Origin of the sequence: Streptomyces sp. NBC_00224 (assembly GCF_041435195.1) — a bacterium.
GTDB lineage: Bacteria > Actinomycetota > Actinomycetes > Streptomycetales > Streptomycetaceae > Streptomyces.
This window is the reverse complement of sequence record NZ_CP108106.1, coordinates 6,387,463-6,405,021: the sequence shown is the minus strand read 5'-3', so window position 1 is coordinate 6,405,021 and position 17,559 is coordinate 6,387,463. Positions and strand designations below refer to the sequence as shown.

Annotated in this window: 15 protein-coding genes and 5 tRNA genes; 10 read left to right on the top strand and 10 right to left on the bottom strand. The window is 70.2% G+C overall.

The window, feature by feature from the left end:
* Positions 1-126: 126 nt before the first annotated feature.
* Positions 127-843, top strand: coding sequence for an IclR family transcriptional regulator NdgR (ndgR, locus tag OG965_RS28705; RefSeq protein ID WP_371654937.1), 717 nt, complete (start codon positions 127-129; stop codon positions 841-843).
* A gap of 242 nt (positions 844-1,085) precedes the next feature.
* Here ndgR and OG965_RS28700 read toward each other — a convergent pair whose 3' ends face one another.
* Positions 1,086-1,571 carry a DUF4188 domain-containing protein gene (locus OG965_RS28700; RefSeq protein WP_371654936.1) on the bottom strand — a complete coding sequence of 162 codons (486 nt, stop codon included), beginning with the start codon at positions 1,569-1,571 and terminating at the stop codon, positions 1,086-1,088.
* A gap of 104 nt (positions 1,572-1,675) precedes the next feature.
* Here OG965_RS28700 and OG965_RS28695 point away from each other — a divergent pair, with 104 nt between their 5' ends.
* On the top strand, positions 1,676-2,323 hold the full coding sequence (locus OG965_RS28695) for a MerR family transcriptional regulator (RefSeq protein WP_371654935.1): 648 nt from the start codon (positions 1,676-1,678) through the stop codon (positions 2,321-2,323).
* A gap of 78 nt (positions 2,324-2,401) precedes the next feature.
* Here the strand turns inward: OG965_RS28695 and OG965_RS28690 are convergent.
* The 9 genes from OG965_RS28690 to OG965_RS28650 all read right to left on the bottom strand — a co-directional run bounded on the left by OG965_RS28690 (position 2,402) and on the right by OG965_RS28650 (position 6,427).
* Positions 2,402-2,474, bottom strand: a tRNA-Glu gene (locus OG965_RS28690).
* Positions 2,475-2,524: 50 nt separating this feature from the next.
* Positions 2,525-2,596, bottom strand: a tRNA-Gln gene (locus tag OG965_RS28685).
* A 16-nt stretch (positions 2,597-2,612) separates the two neighbouring features.
* Positions 2,613-2,685, bottom strand: a tRNA-Glu gene (locus tag OG965_RS28680).
* Between the two features lie 62 nt (positions 2,686-2,747).
* A tRNA-Glu gene (locus OG965_RS28675) sits at positions 2,748-2,820 on the bottom strand.
* Positions 2,821-2,861: 41 nt separating this feature from the next.
* Positions 2,862-2,933, bottom strand: a tRNA-Gln gene (locus OG965_RS28670).
* 89 nt (positions 2,934-3,022) lie between these two features.
* Positions 3,023-3,742, bottom strand: coding sequence for an HAD family hydrolase (locus OG965_RS28665; RefSeq protein ID WP_371654934.1), 720 nt, complete (start codon positions 3,740-3,742; stop codon positions 3,023-3,025).
* A gap of 169 nt (positions 3,743-3,911) precedes the next feature.
* Positions 3,912-5,396 carry a glutamate--tRNA ligase gene (gene gltX / locus OG965_RS28660; RefSeq protein ID WP_371654933.1) on the bottom strand — a complete coding sequence of 495 codons (1,485 nt, stop codon included), beginning with the start codon at positions 5,394-5,396 and terminating at the stop codon, positions 3,912-3,914.
* Complete coding sequence (locus OG965_RS28655) at positions 5,389-6,162, bottom strand: fumarylacetoacetate hydrolase family protein (RefSeq protein ID WP_371654932.1); 774 nt, start codon at positions 6,160-6,162, stop codon at positions 5,389-5,391. The genes gltX and OG965_RS28655 overlap by 8 nt, the downstream gene beginning before the upstream one ends.
* A gap of 82 nt (positions 6,163-6,244) precedes the next feature.
* Positions 6,245-6,427, bottom strand: coding sequence for a hypothetical protein (locus tag OG965_RS28650; RefSeq protein WP_371654931.1), 183 nt, complete (start codon positions 6,425-6,427; stop codon positions 6,245-6,247).
* A 583-nt stretch (positions 6,428-7,010) separates the two neighbouring features.
* Here OG965_RS28650 and OG965_RS28645 point away from each other — a divergent pair.
* The 8 genes from OG965_RS28645 to OG965_RS28610 all read left to right on the top strand — a co-directional run bounded on the left by OG965_RS28645 (position 7,011) and on the right by OG965_RS28610 (position 17,537).
* Positions 7,011-10,685 carry a nitrate- and nitrite sensing domain-containing protein gene (locus OG965_RS28645; protein ID WP_371654930.1) on the top strand — a complete coding sequence of 1,225 codons (3,675 nt, stop codon included), beginning with the start codon at positions 7,011-7,013 and terminating at the stop codon, positions 10,683-10,685.
* A 9-nt stretch (positions 10,686-10,694) separates the two neighbouring features.
* On the top strand, positions 10,695-11,108 hold the full coding sequence (locus tag OG965_RS28640) for a roadblock/LC7 domain-containing protein (RefSeq protein ID WP_067164664.1): 414 nt from the start codon (positions 10,695-10,697) through the stop codon (positions 11,106-11,108).
* Between the two features lie 109 nt (positions 11,109-11,217).
* Positions 11,218-11,625 carry a DUF742 domain-containing protein gene (locus OG965_RS28635; protein WP_371654929.1) on the top strand — a complete coding sequence of 136 codons (408 nt, stop codon included), beginning with the start codon at positions 11,218-11,220 and terminating at the stop codon, positions 11,623-11,625.
* The gene (locus OG965_RS28630) at positions 11,606-12,187 is read left to right on the top strand and encodes an ATP/GTP-binding protein (protein ID WP_067164660.1); all 582 of its coding nucleotides are present in this window, start codon (positions 11,606-11,608) and stop codon (positions 12,185-12,187) included. Before OG965_RS28635 ends, OG965_RS28630 begins: the two co-directional genes overlap by 20 nt.
* 340 nt (positions 12,188-12,527) lie before the next feature.
* Positions 12,528-15,866, top strand: coding sequence for a nitrate- and nitrite sensing domain-containing protein (locus OG965_RS28625; protein WP_371654928.1), 3,339 nt, complete (start codon positions 12,528-12,530; stop codon positions 15,864-15,866).
* Positions 15,867-15,876: 10 nt separating this feature from the next.
* Positions 15,877-16,290 carry a roadblock/LC7 domain-containing protein gene (locus OG965_RS28620; protein WP_053725133.1) on the top strand — a complete coding sequence of 138 codons (414 nt, stop codon included), beginning with the start codon at positions 15,877-15,879 and terminating at the stop codon, positions 16,288-16,290.
* 115 nt (positions 16,291-16,405) lie between these two features.
* Positions 16,406-16,975 carry a DUF742 domain-containing protein gene (locus OG965_RS28615; protein ID WP_371654927.1) on the top strand — a complete coding sequence of 190 codons (570 nt, stop codon included), beginning with the start codon at positions 16,406-16,408 and terminating at the stop codon, positions 16,973-16,975.
* The gene (locus OG965_RS28610) at positions 16,956-17,537 is read left to right on the top strand and encodes an ATP/GTP-binding protein (RefSeq protein ID WP_031229389.1); all 582 of its coding nucleotides are present in this window, start codon (positions 16,956-16,958) and stop codon (positions 17,535-17,537) included. Before OG965_RS28615 ends, OG965_RS28610 begins: the two co-directional genes overlap by 20 nt.
* Positions 17,538-17,559: the final 22 nt, after the last annotated feature.

Sequence of the window (17,559 nt, the reverse complement as noted above, 5' to 3'; positions counted from 1 at the left end):
TGCTCCGCCCGGGCCCCCGGGACCGGACGGTGGCTGCGGACCGTTGTGCGGACCGCCAGTACAGGTTCGCAAGTTCCGGAGAAAATTGAACTTGCGTTTCACAGAGTGAGACGCGAGTATCGTTTCATGGACAACTCTAGCGGCGTCGGCGTTCTCGACAAGGCGGCTCTCGTCCTGAGCGCCCTGGAGTCCGGTCCGGCCACCCTCGCGGCTCTGGTCGCGGCCACCGGGCTCGCACGACCCACGGCACACCGCCTTGCCGTGGCACTGGAACACCACCGGATGGTGGCGCGGGACATGCAGGGCCGGTTCATCCTCGGCCCGCGCCTCGCGGAGCTCGCGGCAGCGGCCGGCGAGGACCGTCTGCTGGCCACGGCCGGGCCGGTGCTCACGCATCTGCGCGATGTGACGGGCGAGAGCGCGCAGCTCTATCGCCGTCAGGGCGACATGCGGATCTGCGTGGCGGCGGCCGAGCGGCTGTCCGGACTGCGGGACACCGTGCCGGTCGGCTCGACCCTGACGATGAAGGCGGGCTCCTCCGCCCAGATCCTGATGGCCTGGGAGGAGCCGGAGCGCCTGCACCGGGGCCTGCAGGGCGCCCGCTTCACGGCGACGGCCCTTTCGGGCGTACGGCGCCGGGGCTGGGCCCAGTCGATCGGCGAGCGCGAGCCGGGCGTGGCCTCGGTCTCGGCGCCGGTGCGCGGCCCGTCCAACCGCGTGGTGGCGGCCGTCTCGGTCTCCGGACCGATCGAGCGCCTGACCCGCCATCCGGGCCGGATGCACGCCCAGGCGGTCATCGACGCCGCCGCCCGCCTCTCCGAGGCCCTGCGCCGCAACGGCTAGCCCGCCCCCACGTCCGCCTCCGGCCCACCGCTTCAACGCCGCAGCGGTGGGCCTTGTCGTGCCCGGACTTTGCCTGCGGGCCGGTGGTGGGCCCGCGCCCCTCAAAGACCCGCCTTCGTCCGCAGACCGTGGACGGCTGGGCCCGCAGTTCCCCGCGCCCCTGAAAACCATCGTTCGTCTGCGGACCGTGCTGGGTTGCTCGCGCAGTTCCCCGCGCCCCTAAAAGCCTGCGACAGGCCCGCTCACGCTGTCTTCAGCCGGTCCGCCGCCCCGTCCCCCCGCCGCCCCACCGGGACCACGCCCGTCGCCTTGCCCAGGCCGAACCCCGGCATGGACACATAGATCGACTCGTACGAGCCCGCCGGGACCACATACGTCTCGTGCCAGATCCCCACGGCCCCCTTGGCGCCGCGCGCCCGGCGGTTGAAGGCCGCCCAGGCCGGGCGGTGCTCCTTGTCCTGCGCCGACGCGTACGCCAGGAGCTTCTCCTTGGACTCCCAGTACTGCACCACCGCCAGCGTGCGCGGCCCGGCCAGGACGGGCTGGAAGCCGAGCAGCCCGCTGCCCTCCTCCTTGACGAGCTCCTTCAGCATCCGGGGCATCGCGGAGGTGACCGGCAGCCAACTGCGCAGCGCGCGGAACCGGTTGATGCGCATCCCGATGAGGAAGACCACCACGTCCCCCTCGGCGGCGGCGGTCATGCGTCCTTCGGTCGGCTTCTCGCTCATGACGTTCCCCCAGTGACCAGTGACAGTTGCTTGGGCCGTGCATTGGATAGTTCCGCTATCCGATGGTTAGATAGTGGCACTCTCCAAGGGAAGGCGCAAGAGGAATGAGACTGGCGGAGCTGAGCGAGCGGAGCGGGGTCGCCCCGGCGACGATCAAGTACTACCTGCGCGAGGGGCTGCTGCCGCCCGGCCACCGGGTCACCGCCACCCAGGCCGACTACGACGCCACCCACCTCCAGCGGCTCAAGCTGGTGCGCGCGCTGATCCAGGTGGGCCGGGTGCCGGTGGCCGCCGCCAAGGAGGTGCTCGCGGCCCTGGAGGACGAGTCCCTGGACCACCACTCCCGGCTGGGCGTCGCCGTGGAGGCCCTGCCGAACGCGCCGGAGCCCGACCCCGGCGACCCGCACGCGCGGACCGCGCGCGAGTCGGTGGACGCGCTGATCGACGGACTCGGCTGGCAGTACGGCGGCTCGGACCCGCAGGGCAGCTCGGGGGCGTATCTGACGCTGCTCACGGCGGTGACCGCACTCACCCGGCTCGGATACCCCTGCGGCACCGAGGAGTTGGCCCCGTACGCGGCGGCCGCCGCCCAAATGGCGATCACCGACCTGGACCTGGTGGAGCGCTACGCCGCCCCCGCCGAACAGGTCGAGGCGGCGGTGGCGTTGACCGTCCTGTACGAGCCGGTGCTGCTGAGTCTGCGGCGGCTGGCCCAGGCGCAGGAGTCGGCGCGGCGGTTCGTCCGGCCGTGAGCGCCGCCCGGGGGCGGGCCGCCCCCAGGCATGCGGAAGGGGCCCGGCACACAGTGTGTGCCGGGCCCCTTCTTCACGTACCCCCGACCGGATTCGAACCGGCGCTACCGCCTTGAGAGGGCGGCGTGCTAGGCCGCTACACAACGGGGGCGTGGATCCCGAGGGATCGATGAACCACAAGATCTTCGACCTTGCGATCCGCTGGGCTACCAGGACTCGAACCTAGAATGACGGTACCAGAAACCGTAGTGTTGCCAATTACACCATAGCCCATGGTGGTTTAGACCAGTACCCCCGACCGGATTCGAACCGGCGCTACTGCCGTGAGAGGGCAGCGTGCTAGGCCGCTACACAACGGGGGCCCTAGCGATCCTGCATGAGAGTCAGCGGGTGCGACCCGGACTGCCTCCCTGGGAAGGATCTGTACCCCCGACCGGATTCGAACCGGCGCTACTGCCGTGAGAGGGCAGCGTGCTAGGCCGCTACACAACGGGGGCTTTGCGGATCTGGAATCCGCGGTGCAGATAAGCTCTGCGAGCTGGCCTACCAGGACTCGAACCTAGACTAACGGAACCAGAAACCGTCGTGCTGCCAATTACACCATAGGCCACCAAAACGCAACCTCCGAGGGAGGTTTTGCTCGGCTTGCGCTTTCGGTTCCGGGCTTTTCTTCCCGCTCCCCTCGGCGCAGGAAGAACATTACCCGAAGGTGTCCGGCGCTCCAAAACGGGTATCGCGGCGCAGCAGGCCGGGGAGCTCCTCCAGGCCCGTGATCCGGATCAGTTCGGGCCGTCCGCCCACTCCGTTGCGGTCCAGCCAGATCCCCAGCAGCCCCGCCTCGACGGCCCCGCGCGCGTCGATGTCCGGCTGGTCGCCCACGTACGCGACCTCCTCCGGCGCCAGGCCCAGCGCCTCGCAGGCCGCGTGGAAGGCCCCGGGGTCGGGCTTGGAGATCCCCAGCTCGGCCGCGCACACCACGGCCTCGAACCGGTCCCGTACGCCCAGGACCTGGAGCTTGCGCTCCTGGTGGTGGAGGGAGGAGTTGGAGAGGACGGCGTGCCGGTAGCCGTCGGCGAGCAGGTCGAGGACGGGCACGGTGTCCGGGAAGAGCGACCAGGCCGCCTCGTAGTGGGCCAGGTGCCGCTCGAACCAGGCCTCCGCCTCGGGGTCGGCCAGCTCGGCGCCGAGGAAGGCGCGCACCCGGTCGCGCCGCTGCCCCTGCCAGTCGGTCTCCCCCGCGGCGAACCGCGCCCAGTGGTACGCGGTGAGCTCGTCCCAGGTCGTGAGCGCCTGCTCCATCGACGCGTACGCGGCGGGCAGCCCCTCGGCCTCCAGGTGCACGTGCATGCCCCTGCGAGCGGCCGAGGCGTAGTCGAAGATGGTGTCGTCTATGTCCCAGAGGACAGCCCGGGTCGCCATGTCCTCGACGGTACCCCGGCGCCGCTCCCCGGCTGGGGGTTCGGGGGTTATTCCCCGAAGAACGCAGTGTCTATGTCCCAGAGGACGGCCTGGACGGTCATGCGTCGACGGTACGCCGAAGGGGCGGCAGCCGGTCCGGCTGCCGCCCCTTCGGGTCGTACGCGGGTGTCTACGCGGTCAGCTTGGCCAGCGCAGCGTCGATGCGGGCCAGGGTCTTCTCCTTGCCCAGGATCTCCAGGGACTCGAAGAGCGGCAGACCCACCGTGCGGCCGGTGACGGCGACCCGGACCGGGGCCTGGGCCTTGCCGAGCTTGAGGCCGTGCGCCTCGCCGGCGGCCAGGACGGCCTCCTTGAGGGACTCCGGGGAGGACCAGTCGGCCGCCTCCAGCTTCTCGCGGGCCGTGCGCAGCAGCCCGTCCGAGCCCTCCTTCATCGCCTTCGCCCAGGACGCCTCGTCCTGGACCGGCTCCTTCAGGAAGAGGAAGTCGACGTTGGCCGTGATGTCCGAGAGGACGGTCACACGGGTCTGGGCGTGCGGCGCGATGGCCTCCCAGGCGGCGCGGTCGAAGTCCTCGGGCGCCCAGTTGGCGTGCGGGGCGGTGAGCCACGGCTCGCAGGCGGCCGTGAACGCCTTCACGTCGAGCAGGCGGATGTGGTCCGCGTTGATCGACTCGGCCTTCTTCAGGTCGAAGCGGGCCGGGTTGGCGTTGACGTCCGCGACGTCGAACTTCGCGACCATGTCGGAGATCGAGAAGACGTCCTGGTCGGCCGAGAAGGACCAGCCGAGGAGCGAGAGGTAGTTGAGCAGGCCCTCCGGGAGGAAGCCGCGCTCCCGGTAGATGTTCAGGGACGCCTGCGGGTCGCGCTTGGAGAGCTTCTTGTTGCCCTCGCCCATGACGTACGGGAGGTGGCCGAAGGCCGGGGTCTCCTTGGCCACGCCCAGCTCGATCAGCGCCTTGTAGAGCGCGATCTGGCGCGGGGTGGAGGAGAGCAGGTCCTCGCCGCGCAGCACGTGGGTGATCGCCATCAGGGCGTCGTCGACCGGGTTGACCAGCGTGTACAGCGGAGCGCCGTTGGCGCGGACGATGCCGTAGTCCGGCACGTTGTCCGGGGTGAAGGTCAGCTCGCCGCGGACCAGGTCCGTGAAGGTGATCGGCTCGTCGGGCATCCGGAAGCGGACGATGGCCGTGCGGCCCTCCGCCTCGTACGCCGCCTTCTGCTCCGCGCTCAGCTCGCGGCAGTGGCCGTCGTAGCCGGACGGCTTGCCGGCGGCGCGGGCCGCGTCGCGGCGCGCGTCGAGCTCCTCGGTGGTGCAGTAGCAGTGGTACGCGTAGCCGCCCGCGAGCAGCTTCTCGGCCACGTCCTTGTAGATGTCCATCCGCTGGGACTGGCGGTAGGGCGCGTGCGGGCCGCCCACCTCGGGGCCCTCGTCCCAGTCGAGGCCCAGCCAGCGCAGCGAGTCGAGCAGCTGGTTGTACGACTCCTCGGAGTCGCGGGCCGCGTCGGTGTCCTCGATGCGGAAGACCATGGTGCCCTGGTTGTGCCGGGCGAACGCCCAGTTGAACAGGGCGGTGCGGACCAGGCCGACGTGCGGGTTGCCGGTCGGGGAGGGACAGAAACGTACGCGTACGGGGGAGCCGGATGCGCTAGCCACGCTTGACAACCTTGTTGGTGAGAGTGCCGATGCCTTCGATGGTGACGGCGACCTCGTCGCCGACGTTGAGGGGGCCGACCCCGGCGGGGGTGCCGGTGAGGATGACGTCGCCCGGGAGCAGCGTCATGGCCTCGGTGATGTGGACGACCAGGTCCTCGATGGAGCGGATCATGTCGCTCGTGCGGCCCAGCTGGCGCTGTTCGCCGTTGACCGTCGCCTGGATCGTGAGATCCGTCGGGTCGAGGTCGGTCTCCACCCAGGGGCCGAGCGGGCACGAGGTGTCGAAGCCCTTGGCCCGGGCCCACTGCTTCTCGCGCTGCTGGGCGTCGCGCGCGGTGACGTCGTTGGCGCAGGTGTAGCCGAAGATGACGTCCTTGACGCGCTCGCGCGGGACCTCGCGGCACATCCGGCCGATCACCACGGCCAGCTCGGCCTCGTGGTGCAGCTCGTTGGAGAAGGAGGGGTACTCGATCGCGTCGCCGGAGCCGATCACCGAGGTGGTGGGCTTGAAGAAGGCGACGGGCACCTCAGGGACCTCGTTGCCGAGCTCCTTGGCGTGCTCCGCGTAGTTGCGGCCGATGGCCACGACCTTGTTGGGCAGCACCGGCGGCAGCAGCCGGACCTTGCTCAGCGGGACCTTGGTTCCGGAGAGCTCGAAGTCGGCGTACGGAATGCCCTTGATGATGTCGAGCACGAGCCCCTGCGGGGTGTCCTCGACCGCGCCGAAGGCGACATTGCCGTCGATGGAGAATCTGGCGATGCGCACGGGATGCTGTCGCCCCTCACTTGGTCGCTGGCTGGAGACTGACGCTCCAGGCTAACGCGGGTGAGGGGGCGACCTGCGCTATCTACCGGGCGGCGGCGACCGGGGCGTCCATCAGGACGGTGCGGCGCGGGTTGGCCGTCTGGGTGGGCAGGTCGACAGCGTGCTCGGGCAGGAGCTCCGTCTGCATCTCCTCGGCGTCCGCGAGATGCGCCAGGGTGGTGCGGCGCGGGTTGGCTATGGTGCGGATCATCATCGTCGTCTTCATCTGCCGTTCGGACCCTGTCGGTTGCGGGGCGCGCGGCGGCGCCGGTTGTCGGATTGGCCATCCCTGTAAAGCGTCAGGCTAAACATTCGAATTCCCGGCAAACGGCTGTAGAGGCGACGATCATCGTGTGAGTTTGCTCACGAGTTGGTAAACAATTCGGGCATTACGGTCCATCAATTATGGCCACCGAAACGGACATTGCACCACTGAACCCTCCATTCCGCTCTTGATCATGGCGACTGGGTCACTCCTCCCACGTAAGCGACTCGTGGGTAAAAGTCCGATTCATCCGGGCATAGTTTCTACGGCTCGTTACCCGGCCATCACAATGTGTCACTCAGGTCACAGCCCGGTACGCGGGCCTTGTTGGAGATCCGGCACTGTGCTGGAATTCCACGCACCGCCGCGGGTCACTGACCGGCGCGCAGGGCGCAACGCAGCGCCGAGTGGCGGCGGGGAGGGGGAGTCCAACAAGCGCCGGTCACTCACGACCAACACATGGGGCGCACACTTGCCCCACGACGCCGACACCGTCCCTTCCGTTCAGAGCGGGGGGACGCCTGGTCCAGAGGTTGCGACGCTAGTGCAGGGACGTTTCAAGAGGGATGGCAGCGCTGCGGCGGAGCAGGAGCCGCACGGCGGGACTGGCCCCACATCAGTCAGTTCCTCGCCCCAGCACGCCCAGAACCCCCGGGCCACCCAGAATCCATCGGCTCCTTCGCCGGGCGGCGACGAGAACGGCGGCCCCTCCGGCCCGACCGGTCGCTCCGCCGCGGGCGGTGAGAAGCCCGCCGCGCCCCAGCCGAAGCCGGCCGTGAACACCGGGTCGCGAATAGCCCTGCGCAACTGGCGCATCTCCACCCGACTGGTCGCACTGCTGACCCTGCCCGTGGTCGCCGCGACCACCCTCGGCGGGCTGCGCATCAACCAGTCGATGAACGACATGAAGCAGCTCGACCACATGCAGCTGCTCACCGACATGACCAAGCAGGCCACCGAGCTGGCCGCCGCGCTCCAGGAGGAGCGCGACAAGTCGGCGGGTGCGGTCCAGACCGGTGGCGTCGACCGGGTCAACACGGCGAAGGCCACCACCGACCGGGTCAAGCAGTCGTTCATGACGGCCACCCAGGACGTCGACAACCCGGACAACGACGACGCCCTGGAGTCGATCCGCCGTAACGTCACGGCCATCGCGATCCAGCTCCAGGACCTCGACAACATCCGTAAGAGCGCCTACCAGGGCGACGTCTCGGACTCCCAGACCGTCGAGGGCTACAGCCGCCTCATCCGCAGCCTGCTCAGCCTCTCCGCGGACATGGCGCAGGCCACCTCCAACCCGGAGATGATCAAGCGCACCCGTGCGCTGGCCGCGTTCTCCTCCGCCAAGGAGTACGCCTCCATCCAGCGCGCGATCATCGCCGCCGCGCTCCCCGCGACCAAGGACAAGAGCGGCGACCTCAAGGAGGCCGACCGCCTCTACGCCAAGTCCGCGGCGGACGGCGAGCGCCAGGAGCTGTCGTCGTTCTCGATCGTCTACGAGAGCAACCACGGCAACCCCGAAGAGCTGATGGCCCCGCTCGACAAGGGCAACTCGGAGATCACCGCGGCCAACGCGTACTCCCAGCGTGTCCTCAAGGGCGGCCTCGCCACGGAGACCAAGCGCTCGTACCTCGACTGGTACGACCAGGACTCCAACAAGATCAACCAGATGAAGACGATCGAGCAGACCCTGCTCGGCGAGATGGAGCAGAAGGCCCGCGAGCTGCGCGACCAGTCGCAGCGGGACGCGATCCTCAACGGTGCCCTGATCCTTATCGTCCTCGGTGTCTCGCTGGTCGGCGCGTTCGTCGTGGCCCGGTCCATGATCCGCTCGCTGCGGCGCCTCCAGGACACCGCGACCCGGGTCGCCCAGGACCGGCTGCCCGAGCTCGTCAAGCAGCTCTCCGAGTCCGACCCGCAGGACGTCGACACGTCCGTGGAGTCGGTCGGTGTGCACTCCCGGGACGAGATCGGCCAGGTGGCCGCGGCCTTCGACGACGTGCACCGCGAGGCCGTGCGTCTCGCCGCCGAGCAGGCCCTGCTGCGAGGCAACGTCAACGCGATGTTCACCAACCTCTCGCGCCGCTCGCAGGGCCTCATCCAGCGTCAGCTCTCGCTCATCTCCGAACTGGAGTCCCGCGAGGCCGACCCGGACCAGCTCTCCTCGCTCTTCAAGCTCGACCACCTCGCGACCCGTATGCGCCGTAACGGTGAGAACCTCCTCGTTCTGGCGGGTGAAGAGCCCGGTCGCCGTTGGACCCGGCCCGTCCCGCTGGTCGACGTGCTCCGCGCCGCGGCCTCCGAGGTGGAGCAGTACGAGCGCATCGAGCTGGCCGCCGTGCCCGCCACCGATGTCGCCGGCCGCGTGGTCAACGACCTCGTGCACCTGCTCGCCGAGCTGCTTGAGAACGCCACCTCGTTCTCCTCGCCGCAGACCAAGGTCCGCGTCACCGGTCACGCGCTGCCCGACGGCCGCGTCCTGGTCGAGATCCACGACACCGGCATCGGCCTCTCCCCCGAGGACCTCGCCGCGATCAACGAGCGGCTCGCCTCGCCGCCCACCGTGGACGTCTCGGTCTCGCGCCGCATGGGTCTGTTCGTGGTCGGCCGCCTGTCCCTGCGACACGGCATCCGCATCCAGCTGCGCCCCTCCGACTCCGGCGGTACGACGGCACTCGTCATGCTGCCCGTCGACGTCGCCCAGGGCGGCAAGAAGGCCCCGGGCAAGCCCGGCGGCCCCCAGACGCAGGGCCCGGCGGGCCCCGGTGCCGGCCGTCCCGGCGTGACCCCGGGCCCCGGTGCCCGCGCCGGTCTCGCCGGTGCGCTCGGCAGCGGCCCGGCCGGCGGCCCCGGTGGCGGCGGACGGCTCGGCGCGGGCGCCCCGCGCGGAGCGGTGGCCGGCGGCGCCGGTCCCCGTGCCGCGCTGCCCCCGCGCGACAGCAGCGCCCAGCAGCCCCGCCAGGGCCAGAACCAGGGCGGCTTCGGCCAGGGCGGCGCCTTCGGCACCGGCACCCCGGCCCAGCAGCCCCCGGCCCCGCGCCGCGGCGACCGCCCGCTGACCCCGCCGCCCGGCGCCCCGCGCGCCGAGCTGCCCGGCGGCGCCCCGCAGCGCCCGCAGGCCGCGAGCTGGGGCAACGAGCAGGCGTCGCCGGACGGCCCGCGCGGCCACGAGGAGATCGAGCAGCACACCGGCCAGTACCCCCGGCCCCAGCTCGACGACCGCCAGGGCCCCGGCTCCACGGCCGAGTTCGCCCGCCCGGACTTCGACGGGCCGCCGCCCGGCCGCCAGGACACTTCGTCGACCGGCCAGTTCGTCCGCCCGGACGTCTTCGGCGCGCCGCAGGGCGCCCAGGACCCGTCACCTCTGTCGCCGCAGGCGAATGGCCAGTTCGAGCGCCCCGGCACGTACGGCCAGAACAGCGGCCAGAACACGGGCCAGGGCAACGCCCAGAACACCGGCCAGTACGCCCGGCCGCCGATGGACGACCGCCAGGGACCCGGGGCCACCTCGGAGTTCGCCCGGCCGGACTTCGACGCGCCGCGTGCCCCGCAGCAGCCGCAGCCGCAGCAGTACCAGGCGCCGCAGCAGCCCCGGCAGAACCAGGGGCCGCGTCCGGACGCCGGGAACCCGCCGCAGCAGCCGCAGCCCGAGGCACTGCCGCCGGCTCCGAACGCCGGTGACGGCCGTACGCCGCTGTACGACACCCTGGAGACCAACTGGTTCCACGGTCAGGGCGGTCAGAACGGCCAGCAGCCGGGGCAGCCCGCACCGGGCGCCCAGGGCCAGGCGAACCAGGGCCAGGGCGGCCAGGGCGGACCCCAGGGTCTGCGTCCGGCGCAGCCCCCGGCCCCGGCGCCGCAGAGCGCGGAGCGCCGCCCGGCGCCCGTCCAGGGCGACGCCAACGGCGCGCCCGGCAACGGCTCCTGGCGCCCCTCGCCCAACGACGAACTCGTCCGCCAGGCCGAGCGGGCCCGCAAGCCCGCCGCCGGCGGTGTCACCACTTCCGGTCTGCCCAAGCGGGTTCCGCGTGCCAATCTGGTCGCGGGCACCGCACAGCAGCAGCAGAACCAGGCAGGCCCCCAGGTCTCGCGTGCGCCCGACGACGTGCGCGGCCGACTGACCAATCTCCGCCGGGGTATCCAGCAGGGGCGGCAGGCCGGAAACGGCCCGTCGACCGGCAGTTTCTCGATGGACCCCACTCACCAGCAGGAGCGATAGTTGAGTCAGATGAGCCAGGCGGCGCAGAACCTGAACTGGTTGATCACCAACTTCGTGGACAACACCCCCGGGGTGTCCCACACGGTGGTGGTCTCCGCCGACGGCCTGCTGCTTGCCATGTCCGAAGGATTTCCGCGGGACCGGGCCGACCAGCTCGCGGCCGTGGCGTCCGGCCTCACCTCGCTGACCGCGGGTGCGTCCCGGATCTTCGAGGGCGGCACCGTCGCCCAGACCGTGGTGGAGATGGAGCGCGGCTTCCTCTTCCTCATGTCCGTCTCCGACGGCTCCTCGCTGGCCGTGCTCGCACACCCCGAGTGCGACATCGGCCTGGTCGGTTACGAGATGGCCCTCCTGGTCGACCGCGCGGGCTCCGTCCTCACCCCGGACCTGCGAGCGGAGCTCCAGGGAAGCCTGCTCCACTGAGGCCCCCCACTCAGTCAGAAACCACCGTCCGGCCGCACAAAGCCCCCCACCGGCCACATCCGACGGCTCGAAGACACTCGCTGTCCATGCTGTCCCGCCCGGAGGATCAATGACCCCGCCACCCGCCTCACACGATTCGTACGGCGCTCTGCACGACGCGCACTACGACAGTGAAGGCGACCAGCCGCTGGTCCGCCCGTACGCCATGACGGGCGGCCGGACCCGGCCGCGCTACCAGCTCGCCATCGAGGCCCTGGTCAGCACGACCGCGGACCCGGCGAACCTGTCCACGCTGCTCCCGGAGCACCAGCGGATCTGCCACCTGTGCCGCGAGGTCAAGTCGGTGGCGGAGGTCTCGGCGCTGCTGCAGATGCCGCTCGGCGTGGCCCGGATTCTTGTCGCCGACCTGGCGGAGGCCGGCATGGTGGCCATCCACCAGCCGGGCAATGGAGAGGCCGGCGGCACGCCGGATGTGACGCTGCTCGAAAGGGTGCTCAGTGGACTTCGCAAGCTCTAGCGGCGGAGCGGCACGCTCTACCACCTCCGCGAAGATCGTGGTGGCGGGCGGCTTCGGCGTGGGCAAGACCACGTTCGTCGGCGCGGTCTCGGAGATCAACCCGCTGCGTACCGAGGCCGTCATGACGTCCGCTTCCGCGGGCATCGACGACCTCACCCACACCGGGGACAAGACGACCACCACGGTCGCGATGGACTTCGGCCGCATCACCCTGGACCAGGACCTGATCCTGTACCTCTTCGGTACGCCGGGCCAGGACCGCTTCTGGTTCATGTGGGACGACCTGGTCCGCGGCGCGATCGGCGCCGTCGTGCTGGTGGACACCCGCCGCCTCGCCGACTGCTTCCCGGCCGTCGACTACTTCGAGAACAGCGGCCTCCCGTTCGTCATCGCGCTGAACGGCTTCGACGGCCACCAGCCGTACACGCCGGACGAGGTCCGCGAGGCTCTGCAGATCGGTCCGGACGCTCCGATCATCACCACCGACGCCCGCCACCGCGGCGATGCGAAGAGCGCGCTGATCACGCTGGTGGAGCACGCACTGATGGCACGACTCAAGTAGTCAGGGGTATACGGCAGTTGTCGTAGACGAACAGGGGCGGACTGTGTCCTTTGACACGATCCGCCCCTGTGTTCATAACGTTTCGACAGAGAATTCCCACGTCACGGCAACCCGCCGCGTTCACGTGGTGTCGCTGCGCTCACATTGGCCCCGTCTTTTGGCGGGGCTCGCTCTTTATGCCCGTTTTATCTGAGGCGTGTGCCACTCGGAACCCCTCATTCCAGCTGTTTGGAACGGACCCCCCTGGCGTGCTGGAATTCGACGAACTCCCGAGTAGTACGGCTCAGAACATTTAAAGGCACACCACGAGAGGTGCCGGCGCCGAGAGGTTGTTGGTCGAGTGAGGCGAAGCACGACGAGCTCCGCGACGCAGCAGGCGCGGGGCAACTTCACCCCGCCGCAGCGCAATGCGGCGACGCCGGACGAGCTGCCGAAACCCTCCGGGGGGAAGCCCGCGGGCCCCGACACCGGCAGTCAGAGCAAGTTCTCGCCGCGCAACTGGCGGGTGGCCACCCGTCTGAACGCCATCCTCCTCATCCCCGTCCTCGTCGGCCTGGTCATGGGCGGCTTCGAGGTCAAGGGGTCCATATCCACCTGGCGCGACGCGCGTGACGCCGAGAAGACGGCGCACATCGTGAGCGCCGCGTCGGCGTACGGCCAGGCCCTGCTCAACGAGCGTGACCTGACCGCTCAGCCCCTGCTGCAGAACAAGCGCAACAGCGACGTCATCAACAAGGCGTACGCCGCCTCGGACGCGGCCCGCGCCAAGTTCGACGACGAGGTCAAGGGCATGCCGGACACGGCGAGCCTCCAGCGCCGTCTGTCCAAGGTCCGCGAGGCCGAGAAGAGCCTCGACCAGCTGCGCAAGACCGCCTACGCCAAGGGCGTCGAGGCGAAGAACCCGGTGCTCACCGAAGAGGGCTACACCGCGGTCCCCCACTACCTGAGCACGTTCTCCAACGAGCTCGGCCTCGGCACCGGCAACATCACCAGCTACGGCCGCATGGTCTACGCGGTCGACCTCGCCAAGGCCGCCGAGTCGCTGCAGCGTTCCATTGGTCTGCACCTCATCCTCCGGCCGAGCGAGGACCCCAAGACCTTCCAGATGCAGGTCAAGGCGTTCAACTCGTACAACTACCTGGAGTTCATCGCCCTCGGCGAGTTCGACGCGGGCGGTACGGACGCGGACAGCGCCCATCTGAAGCAGGTCATGGAGGCCAAGGCCGCCCAGGCCGCCAAGGACCTCCCCGCGACGCGCCAGCAGGCCGACGACAGCCCGCGCATCGGTGCCGCCCCGGCCCGCGACGGCTCGCCCTTCAACAGCATGGCCGCCGCGATCGGCGAGGGCCAGAACGCCAAGCAGCTCAAGGCCCAGGGCATCACGCCGGACGCCTGGATGGCCGCCTCCACCGCCAAGTTCGACGGCTACACCGAGATCGAGCAGGACCTGGTCAACCGGGCCGTGACCGAGGCCGGTCAGATCGCGGACGACGCCAAGACCTCCGCGTACATCAACGGCGCGATCGTCGTGGTCTCCCTGCTCGCCGCCTTCATCCTGGCCGGCATGGTGGCCCGCCAGATGAGCCGCTCGATGCGCCGGCTGCGCTCCGCCGCCTTCGAGGTGGCCGAAACGCGACTGCCGATGCTCGTCGACCAACTCTCGCGCACCGAGCCCGGCCGGGTCGACACCCGGGTCGAGCCCATCCCGATCACCTCCACGGACGAGATCGGCGAAGTCGCCCGCGCCTTCGACCAGGTCCACCGCGAGGCCGTCCGGCTCGCCGCCGAGCAGGCGCTCCTGCGAGGGAACGTCAACGCGATCTTCACCAACCTGTCGCGCCGCAACCAGTCCCTGATCGAGGGCCAGCTGACCCTCATCACCGACCTGGAGAACAACGAGGCCGACCCGGACCAGCTGGAGAGCCTCTTCAAGCTGGACCACCTCGCGACCCGTATGCGCCGCAACGGCGAGAACCTCCTGGTCCTCGCCGGTGAGGAGCCGGGCCGCCGCTGGAACCAGCCGGTCCCGCTGGTCGACGTGCTGCGCGCCGCCTCCTCCGAGGTGGAGTCGTACGAGCGCATCGAGCTGACCGGTGTGCCGGAGAGCGAGATCCACGGCCAGGCCGTGACCGACCTCGTGCACCTGCTCGCCGAGCTCCTGGAGAACGCCACCACGTTCTCCTCGCCGCAGACCAAGGTCCGCGTCACCGCCACCCGTCTCCCCGACGGCCGCGTCATGGTCGAGATCCACGACAAGGGCATCGGCCTCACCGCCGAGGACTTCGCGGACATCAACCACAAGCTGGCGAACCCGCCGACCGTGGACGCCGCCGTCTCGCAGCGCATGGGCCTGTTCGTGGTCGGCCGACTCTCCGACCGGCACGGCATCCGCGTCCAGCTGCGCCCCTCCGGCGAGCAGGCGGGCACCACCTCGCTGGTCATGCTCCCGGACGCGATCACCCACGGTGGTGGCGGCCAGGCGCTGCCCGGCGACGACTTCACGGTCTCGCAGATCATCCCGGAGCAGCAGCAGAGCTTCGAGGCCCCTGCCCCGGTGCTGCGCACCGCCGCCGAGCTCGGCTTCGACGACTCCCGCTACGAGCAGGGCGGGCAGGACGGGGAGGACCCCCTCCAGCTCGACCCGGTCAACCGCTCGCTGATGCGCGAGGAGCGCCGTGCGGCCCTGGAGGCCCAGGCGCAGGGCGGCGACCGCCCGCTCTACCGCGACGAGGTCGACGGTGTGCAGCAGGGCGGCGCGTACGACGAGCAGTACGGGCAGCAGCAGTCCTACGAGAACGGGTACGAGGAGCCGTACAACGGCCGGCAGGCCTCGTACGACGACCAGTTCGACGGGCAGCAGGGGCAGCAGCAGTACACGCAGGACTACCCCGCCGCGTACCCGCAGGAGTCCTACGGACAGCAGCAGAACGGCTACCCGGACCAGGGCTATGCGGAGGCCGCCTACCAGGCGCCCGCGGCCGACGGTCCGCAGTACGACGGCGGTTACGGCGACGCGCCCCACCAGGGCGAGTGGCAGCAGAACGCCTCGTACCAGCAGGATTCCTACCCGGCCGACTACCCGCAGGCGAACGAGGAAGCGGAATCCGCTCCGGACGTTCCCGCCGGTGGCCGCGACCGCGTAGGCTTCGACCGGCCGGGCCCCACCCCGGCCTCCTCCCACGCACTGACCGGCGCCGGTCTGCCCAGGCGCGGCAGCGGCCAGCAGAACTGGCAGCCCGCCGCCCAGGAGCCGCAGCAGAAGTCCGAACCGCAGCGGCCCGAGCAGCAGCGGCAGCCCGTCAACGGCACCGGCCCCGCGACCGTGAACGGATCCTCGAACGGAACCGTGAACGGCACCGGTACCGGAGCCGCGAACGGCGCCGAATCCGGCACCGGCGAGCCCACCGGCGACTGGCGTTCGACCAATGACGAGCGCTGGACGCGGGCCGAGAAGCTGCGTGAGCCGAAGGCCGGCGGGGTCACCCCGTCCGGGCTTCCCCGGCGGGTGCCCAAGGCCAATCTGGTCGAGGGCGCGGCGGAGCAGACCCCGCAGGGCGGCCCACAGGTCTCCCGCGCTCCCGAGGACGTCCGCGGCAGGTTGAGCAACCTGCGCCGCGGTGTCCAGCAGGGCCGCAGCGCGGGGTCGGACACAAGTAACACCTACAACCAGGAGCGTTAGTGTGAGCCCGATGAGCCAGGCGGCGCAGAATCTGAACTGGTTGATCACCAACTTCGTGGACAACACCCCCGGGGTGTCCCACACGGTGGTGGTCTCCGCCGACGGACTCCTGCTGGCGATGTCCGAAGGCTTCCCCCGGGACCGGGCCGATCAGCTGGCGGCTGTTGCCTCCGGACTGACGTCCCTGACCGCGGGAGCCTCCCGGATCTTCGAGGGCGGCGCCGTCAACCAGACGGTCGTGGAGATGGAGCGCGGCTTCCTCTTCATCATGTCCGTTTCGGACGGGTCCTCGCTGGCCGTACTCGCCCACCCCGAGGCCGACATCGGCCTCGTGGGCTATGAGATGGCTCTCCTTGTCGACCGTGCGGGCTCCGTCCTCACCCCGGACCTGCGCGCGGAACTCCAGGGCAGTCTCCTTAATTAGTTGTGAACTTCCCGTTCTCAACTACCAGACAGGCAGTGCGTTTCTCGCCACCGCGCCATAAAGTGCGGTGGCGCGGTCCCACAGGAACGGGCGACCGGCAGTCGGAGGAGGAAACGTGACAACACCCCCAGGCGGACACCCATACAACGGTGGCCAGCAGTCTCAGGGTGAGCACGGGCAGAACCGGTTCAACTTTCCCTCCGCCCCCAGCAGAAGCGGCCAGGGCCAGCACCCGTACCAGCAGCCCCACCGTCAGCCGGGTCCGTACGACCAGCCGCCGCAGCCCCGCATCGAGCCGGTGCAGCCGCGGCAGACCCCCCAGCCTTCCCCGGCGGGCGGCACGCACAACCCCCTTGTGCGTCCGTACGCCATGACCGGCGGCCGCACCCGGCCGCGCTACCAGCTCGCCATCGAGGCGCTGGTGCACACCACGGCGGAACCCGCCAGGCTGCAAGGGCAGTTGCCCGAGCACCAGCGGATCTGCCATCTGTGCCGTGAGATCAAGTCGGTCGCCGAGATCTCGGCACTCCTCTCCATCCCCCTCGGCGTTGCCCGGATCCTCGTCGCCGACCTGGCGGAGGCCGGACTTGTCGCCATCCACCAGCCCGGCGGCGACGAGTCCGCCGGCGGCCAGCCAGATGTGACACTGCTCGAAAGGGTGCTCAGTGGACTTCGCAAGCTCTAGCGGCGGTGCTGCCCGCTCCACTACTTCCGCGAAGATCGTGGTGGCGGGCGGCTTCGGCGTGGGCAAGACCACGTTCGTCGGCGCGGTCTCGGAGATCAACCCCCTGCGTACCGAGGCCGTCATGACGTCCGCTTCCGCGGGCATCGACGACCTCACGCACACGGGCGACAAGACGACCACCACGGTCGCGATGGACTTCGGCCGCATCACGCTCGACCAGGACCTGATCCTGTACCTGTTCGGCACCCCCGGCCAGGACCGCTTCTGGTTCATGTGGGACGACCTGGTCCGCGGCGCGATCGGCGCCGTCGTCCTCGTCGACACCCGCCGCCTCGCCGACTGCTTCCCGGCCGTCGACTACTTCGAGAACAGCGGCCTCCCGTTCGTCATCGCCCTCAACGGCTTCGACGGCCACCAGCCGTACACCCCGGACGAGGTCCGCGAGGCCCTGCAGATCGGCCCGGACACCCCGATCATCACCACCGACGCCCGCCACCGCGCGGACGCGAAGAGCGGCCTGATCACCCTGGTCGAGCACGCGCTGATGGCCCGCCTGCGGTAGCCGCACGCACGCAAGCATCTCC